The sequence below is a fragment of the Verrucomicrobiota bacterium genome (genome assembly GCA_037139415.1).
Classification (GTDB): Bacteria; Verrucomicrobiota; Verrucomicrobiia; order Limisphaerales; family Fontisphaeraceae; genus JBAXGN01.
This window is the reverse complement of sequence record JBAXGN010000279.1, coordinates 1-7,090: the sequence shown is the minus strand read 5'-3', so window position 1 is coordinate 7,090 and position 7,090 is coordinate 1. Positions and strand designations below refer to the sequence as shown.

Sequence of the window (7,090 nt, the reverse complement as noted above, 5' to 3'; positions counted from 1 at the left end):
TGCGGGCCGCCAATGCGCCCCAAGGGGGAAACAAGGGCTAATTCGGAACTGCGCGGAATACGCGCTCAAGCTTGCCGATCATGCCCAACACGCAGTACAAGGAGATCATTTGCCCAGTAGTTTCCCCGAGTCATTAAAGGATGCGATAGAAGACTGGTCATTTGAGACAGAAGAAGGCAGCACGAAATGGGGGCTTTGGCTGCATTCTGAAAATGGCGGCATGGATTCGGTTTGTTTGTTCGTGCAGCATTTACTCCAGCAATTCGATCCGCAAGCCAAAGTCAGCTTCGAGTGGTCCCATGATTGTAGTAAGCCAAGGATAGATGCCTTTGGTGGTGGTGCTGCGATCATTACGGCTACCGAGATCAAAACAATGAGTACCGGGCAATGGATTCGTGAACAAGCTGCCTGAGTCATCAACCCCTGAACCGCAGCAGTTCAGCTACAATGTGCGACCCGTAAAAGGCCAGCAACAGGGTGATCAAATCGTCACCAATGCTATGAGGTACGCGGGAGGAAAATCGTTGTAAGGCATGATCGGAAAAGAAGAACTTCTTTCCAGAAAGGTAGATGTCCGGGAAAAAGTCCGTTCCTGAATAGAATCTAAAGTAGTGAAGCGGTCCTTGAGATGTATGTTCGGTGATTTGTTGTACAATCGTGACCTTAGACACCATTTCAGGGGTTGAGAGCATATAAAGCCGTAGATCGTCAGGCCGCGTGTCATTGATCATACTGCAGAAGAACAACGCTGCATTCTTCAGCACCACCTTACGAAACCCATCCGCACGATGATCTACCCTGGCAAAGCGACCTGGCAGTGCTCCGTAGAATTCCAAGTTCAAGGCCCGCGAAAGCTGTGGCAACTGGTCGGTGTGTGGATATAGCCTGAGGTTGCCTCGACGTTCCTCGACAACCTCAAAGTTCTCCCGGTAAACGGATTGAAACGGCAAATGTTTCATGGCGTCATATGTTTGGCTTTGAATTTGCCTGAACTAGTGATTTGAACGCAAGCTTGAAGCGTCTACGGGAAATGATGAGAGGGAATTGGTCTATATTTCGTCTTGGAATTTATACGCATCGGAATACCATCACGGACATGAATAGTGAGCTAAAAGTAATGCTCCTTTACGGTAACGCCACAAGTGCAAGCATCAAATGTGCCAAAAAAGCAAATTCCTATCAGTACCTGACGCGTGGTGACTGCCCGAAGAACGCATTCTGCGAGACAACCATTGTCAACCCAACCGGAGGCGTTCAGCCCACATTAGGGCCTTAGCGCTTTTTTTCTCTGCCGGTCCACCATATTTCCCATGAATACCATCCGATTACTCCTGCTCTGTTTGCCCCTTGCCGTCGCACTTGGGGCCCAGCCAAATTTTCAGCAGGCCGTCGTTTCGACGAATTTCGGCAATATCGTCATCAAGCCGGTCACCCAGCGCCCCTGCCTGTTGATGGAGGCGGCGGATATCCCGGAAATCCGACGACGCTGGGAATCCATCCCCAACCGGCCCGATACAAAACGCATGGGTTCGACCCTCTGTGGACTCATCTACGGGGACGAGACAGCAAAGAGAAAAGCGACGGTCGATTTTATGAAGGCGGTTCGAACGCACCTGAGCGGAGATGTCGTTGCCCAGTTCGGTCCGAAGACTCCCTACTCGTCGCTGCGACGATGCCGAAGATTGAAAGAACTCCTCTGCGAATACGACATCATCGCTTCCTTCGGCACGCTGACCAAGGAGGAGGAGAAAGAATTCAGGGAAGATACCGTTCGGGCAGCCAAGTTTATCATCGGGGATGATCCGGCCAAGTTTCCCTCACCGAAGACTCCCTCGACCAACGGGCTGGAATTCCCCACCGGCTTCTCTACCTGCAACCGCTGGCCTGACCAGTATATCGGAGCAGCACTCGTGGGGCTGAATTTTCCCGACGAACCTCTCGCCAAAGCTTGGGTGAAATATGCCGCCGAGCAAACCGAGTATGCGTTGGATCACGGCAACTGGGATGGCACCTGGAACGAGGTGCCGCGTTATCATGACTGCACTCTACGGATTTTCAGCGGCCTTTTCCCGGTCATGCAGCGGCGCACTGGAGTTGATTTCTATCAGAATCCCAATGTGAAGCCCCTGCTCGACTGGTATGTGCGCTTCTCCTCGCCGCTGGTTCGGTTCCCAGGGACCATGAAGCACAATCTCAAGGGAGAACCGACCGCGCCCGTCTGGGGTGATAGCAATTATAACAGTGAATACTTCAGCACCCCGATCCTTTATGCCCCCCACTACACGATGACTGATCCCGCCTTTGCCAAAAGGCTGATGTGGATGTGGCGTCGCGCAGGAAGCCAACCGGGGAGTGATTTGCTTTCGTTCCCCATGCTGGCCGACCCAAGTCTGCCGGATGCCCCCCAAATCCTAGGCAGCGAACTGAGTAAAAAACTCGGCCTCGTCCTGCTCCGGTCTGGCTTCGACACGCCGGACGAGACCATGGTTTTCATGCGGGGCGGCTCGCAGGGTGTCACACATAAACGAAGCGATCTCGCTTCCATCGACTTTTTCAGTCAAGGCATTCCGCTGGCCCTCGGATCGCAATCGGGGCCTTATGGCACTGATCCCGCCATGGAGTGGAACCGCTCTCAGATCTCCAACAACGATGTCGTCTTTGGCAGAAAGTCGCGCGAACGTGGGGATTGTAACGGCAAAATTGATGCCTTCTTCACCAGTCCGCAAGTCGATTACGCCGTGGCGGACTGCTCCAAGCCCGAAGGCAGATATGTGAAGCCCGCTGATTCGTTCCACTGGCGCAGGCATCTTCTGCTGGTGAAGAACCCCGACTACCTTGTGGTGTGGGATGAAATCTCCTCCCCCATGATTTCGGATTGGTATCTCCACACCACCGCATCGAAGTTCATCTGGGGAGAACACCTCATCAACTCGCACACCGACTACAACGCCGATCTCGACATCCATGTTCTCGCCCCTTCCGGACCTCTAGTTCCGAACGAACAAGAGGGAATCTTCGGCATCAAGGACAAGCAGGAAGCCCCCTATCCGTTCAAAACCCTCAAGTATTTTAGCATCCCCGCACAGCCAAACGAGGATTTCCTGACCGTGCTGCATCCCCGCAAACCGGACGGCGCACCGCTCACAGCAACTCTCGTTTCATCGAGCAAGGAGAGGGTCAGTCTCAAAGTGACTCACGGTACTTCAACGGAACAGATCTCCCTCGGCAAGGATGGCGCCTCTTTTCATCGCGACATTACCCCCCGCATCACGATCCCAATGGCGATTCAACCCAGCAACAAGTAAATGAATACGATCACCCCTATCTCCACCGCATTGTTTGACACGCGAGGGCGCTGTCCTGCCCTGGCGAGTATGAAAAAATATTTACCGCAACGCGACAAGTGAAAGTATCAAATGTGCCCAAAAGCAAATTCCTATCAGTCGCCGTAATGGAGGGGGATTCTCCGCTGGCCAAGTTCGCGAAGAAATTCCGCTTGCGACAATCCAGCCACCGCCGCCGCCAGTTGGGCTGGGCGGAGTTGCTTCAATTCTTCAACGGTTGTTTCCAGCGTACTCATGCTCTAACTATTTCGGCAAAATTACTGCTCGTATGCTTGTAATATCATCCGAATGGCGTGCAATGGCAAGCCTGGTTTTGCTACAAATATAAAATCAGTGCTTGCTTGTAATTAACAGAGAATTACGATTCCCTGCATGAGGCTCGTCAAAAAGCAGTGCTCTGTAACCACGCCGCATCAGATGACACAAGATGCGCTGTGGAAAAAGCGCTTGCCTTTGACTCTTAGTCAAACGGTCATGCTAATCTACCTTTGGGGGTTGTTCATATCAGCGCCCTTGCCGGCAGCAACCTTGCTTGTGTGGCCCGACAGTCCCAATCCCACTCCACCCTACGCCGATTGGACGACTGCGGCACAAACCATCCAAACTGCGGTGGATGCAGCGCAGGCAGGTGATACGGTTCTGGTCACCAACGGCGTCTATGCAACTGGAGGTCGAGCGGTCTCGGGGCTGACGACCAACCGGGTGGTGATTGACAAAGCGGTCAAGTTGCGGAGTGTCAATGGACCGGATGTAACGGTGATCCAAGGGTACCGAATGCCAGGATCAACCAATGGAAATGGTGCGATCCGATGTGTGTACCTGACCAACGGAACGGTACTGAGCGGATTCACACTTACCAATGGGGCAACGCTTGTTTCGGATAATGGCGGTGGCGCCTGGTGTGCGTCCACGAACGCGGTGCTCACAAATTGCATCCTGACAGGCAACGCGGCTGACAACAAAGGGGGCGGAGCTTTCTCCGGGACACTGCATCGTTGCACACTCGCCGGCAACACGGCCGCGTATGGCGGAGGTGCGTATCAAGGCAAACTGACAGCCTGCGTGCTAGCGAGCAACTCGGCCATCAGTGGGGGAGGAGCCTACTCAGCCATCCTCACCAATTGCACATTATCACTGAACACGGCCTCTCAATATGGCGGCGGGGCCTACTCCAGCACACAGTACAATTGCACAATTACAGGTAATTCCGCTCCATCCGGCGGCGGCAATTATATTGGCTTGCTATACAATAGCGCGCTCACGGGAAACACGGCTTCCCAATATGGTGGCGGGACGTATCAAGGCAAACTGACCAACTGCACACTCACAGGTAATTCAGCCTCCCTGTCTGGCGGTGGCGCTTACAATGCTACGCTGAATAACAGCATCCTCTATTACAACACGTCTAAAAGCGGGACCAACTACTTAAATGGCACATTGAACTACTGCTGCACCACACCGCTCCCTGGCAGTGGCACGAGCAATATTGTTTCGGAACCGCAACTGGCCAGCCCTTCCCGTCTCAGTGCCGGTTCTCCCTGCCGGGGAGCTGGTGGCGCGACCTATATCACGGGAACGGATATTGACGGAGAAGCATGGCTCAATCCGCCTGCCATAGGGTGCGACGAATTCCAGGATGCAGGCACCACAGGAGTTTTGTCCGCCACCATGAGCAGTCCTGCGACCAACGTATCCTTGGGAGCAAGCATGACCTTGACTGCGTCTATCAACGGACCGGCAACTGTCAGTGTGTGGGACTTTGGAGACGGGACAAGTTTGAGCAACCGTCCGTATGCAAGCCACACTTGGAATGCGCAAGGATATTACTTGGTGGCGTTGCGAGCCTATAATGGGGACCATCCTGATGGCGTGATTGCGACCGCGCGAGTTCAGGTCACCGGGCCACTTCATTATGTCGCGCCTGCCAGCACCAACCCATTACCACCCTACAGCTCCTGGGAAATTGCGGCGCAGAACATCCAAGATGCGGTATAACCCCATCTCAGGTCTCCTAGCCCTTCTCCTGCCATTACGTCGCAGTGGTCAATTCACAGCAACCTTTACTGCAACGCGACAAGTGAAAGCATCCAATGTGCCAAAAAGAAAATTCCTATCAGTAACGTTGCGGGCTCAAACAACTGCCTAGGCACCAGATGCGCGCGCAATACAAGAATCATCGTGTTGACAATTTGTCAGCTCGCCCTGCTGTCCAAAACGAAGATTTTTACCGTTGACTGGCCGGCTTACTTTGCTAGCCTTATCCCATGCCGCATGCACTAAATGTTATTTACTTTGGGAGTACTGTTTTTCCCAATCCTTGGAAGAATAAATTTGCGGCTTATGCGCTTGTTTTCCTGTTTTGGGCTGGAACCACCAAAGTTTCGGCGGACGTTCTGTATGTCGCCAACGATATGGATAGCACCATATTAAAAGTCGCCGCCAATGGCACCTCCACCGTTTTTGCCAATACAGGGTTGAATCAGCCGTGGTCTATGGCTTTTGACAGTGGCAGAAGCCTCTACGTGGCAAATGCGTATGATAACACGATAACCAAATTCGCCCCGGATGGTTCCCATACGCTTTTCGCTGACTTCGGCTCGACCCTTCTTTTTGCTGTAGCTACCGACCGCAGTGATAACCTTTATGTGTCGCTCGGCAACGAGATCTATAAATATAATTCTGCTGGCATCAATCTCGGGCTGTTTGCCAACGGCTTTCCTCTTTGCCAAGGTATGGCTTGCGATAGTGCCGGCAATCTCTATGCAGCCAATTTGATGCAGAACAGGATTGAAAAGTACACCTCCGATGGGACGCATACGATCTTTGGGACTGGGGTTACTTCCCCATACACTCTGGCTTTTGATGCCAACAGCAATCTCTATGTAACCGCCGGTGATAATAGTATCTACAAGTATGATTCGACAGGAGCATATCTTGGGGTGTTTGCCACTCTGACTGGAGTTGGTAATTCACCTTATGGCTTGGCGATTGACAGTGCCGGAAATGTTTATGCGGCTGTTGCCAATAACCATAGTGTCTGGAAATTTGGAGCCAACGGGGCCGATCTGGGGGCATTCATTTCGCACGCGGGGTTTCCTACGGCTGTTGCCTTCGAACCTTCTGCTGTCCCAGAGCCTTCCACATACGCTTTACTACTTTGCGGCGGACTGCTGATTTTGCTGCGGTTTCCATTTTTGCCACAGCACAACAAGTGAAGGCATCAAATGTGCCCAAAAGCAAATCCCTTTCAGTTATGCCAGGTTTAAGTGCATTCACAGACCGGCCGCTCATGCCCTGCGCCTCACAATTCTTCAAGGCACTCGGGCGCCAAGGTTCCTTCATTCAAGCGGCAGAAGTTGCCATCCGCCACTTTGAAGAAATCGCCCCGACAGACCAGGCTGCTTTTGCGACCTTCTTCAAAGCTCAAGCATCGCGCTACGGGCTTTCAATTGGAATCAAGGCGTTCCACCAGACACGCTCCTCCGCAGCCAAATGGTTCATCGTTGAAGTATCGCAAGTATGGGATACCTTCAGTAGGGCACTCAAGGACGAATATCGGAAGTACAAGCAGCCAGCGAAGTGGAAAGCCACCGACAATCACACCACCCTGACACCCTTCCAACAGCTCCTCTTCAATCTACCCAAGCCCTCAGCGCAGGCAATCGCAGCCGAACCGGAGTACCAGATTCTCCAGTATTGATTCTGCTGAAAAACCCTTGGTCATTTTTTGAGGCCCTTGGCTGGGC

7 protein-coding genes are annotated in these 7,090 nt (G+C 52.8%); 5 read left to right on the top strand and 2 right to left on the bottom strand.

The annotated features are described in order from the left end of the window. Positions 1-412, top strand: a 412-nt coding sequence (locus WCO56_28020; protein MEI7733450.1) for a hypothetical protein, incomplete at its 5' end; no start/stop codon positions are given. Between the two features lie 4 nt (positions 413-416). Here WCO56_28020 and WCO56_28015 read toward each other — a convergent pair. After that, a complete protein-coding gene (locus WCO56_28015; GenBank protein MEI7733449.1) occupies positions 417-959 on the bottom strand; it encodes a hypothetical protein in 543 nt (180 codons plus the stop codon). Positions 960-1,310: 351 nt separating this feature from the next. Between WCO56_28015 and WCO56_28010 the strand changes: the two genes are divergently transcribed. Then, positions 1,311-3,305: a hypothetical protein gene (locus WCO56_28010; protein MEI7733448.1), complete on the top strand. Its 1,995-nt coding sequence runs from the start codon at positions 1,311-1,313 to the stop codon at positions 3,303-3,305. Between the two features lie 134 nt (positions 3,306-3,439). Here the strand turns inward: WCO56_28010 and WCO56_28005 are convergent, their stop codons facing one another. Beyond that, on the bottom strand, positions 3,440-3,580 hold the full coding sequence (locus WCO56_28005; protein MEI7733447.1) for a hypothetical protein: 141 nt from the start codon (positions 3,578-3,580) through the stop codon (positions 3,440-3,442). A 238-nt stretch (positions 3,581-3,818) separates the two neighbouring features. Here WCO56_28005 and WCO56_28000 point away from each other — a divergent pair, with 238 nt between their 5' ends. The 3 genes from WCO56_28000 to WCO56_27990 all read left to right on the top strand — a co-directional run bounded on the left by WCO56_28000 (position 3,819) and on the right by WCO56_27990 (position 7,044). Then, the gene (locus WCO56_28000; protein ID MEI7733446.1) at positions 3,819-5,339 is read left to right on the top strand and encodes a PKD domain-containing protein; all 1,521 of its coding nucleotides are present in this window, start codon (positions 3,819-3,821) and stop codon (positions 5,337-5,339) included. Between the two features lie 269 nt (positions 5,340-5,608). Continuing rightward, the gene (locus WCO56_27995; GenBank protein MEI7733445.1) at positions 5,609-6,559 is read left to right on the top strand and encodes an NHL repeat-containing protein; all 951 of its coding nucleotides are present in this window, start codon (positions 5,609-5,611) and stop codon (positions 6,557-6,559) included. Positions 6,560-6,597: 38 nt separating this feature from the next. Further along, positions 6,598-7,044 carry a hypothetical protein gene (locus WCO56_27990; GenBank protein MEI7733444.1) on the top strand — a complete coding sequence of 149 codons (447 nt, stop codon included), beginning with the start codon at positions 6,598-6,600 and terminating at the stop codon, positions 7,042-7,044. Positions 7,045-7,090 lie beyond the last annotated feature (46 nt).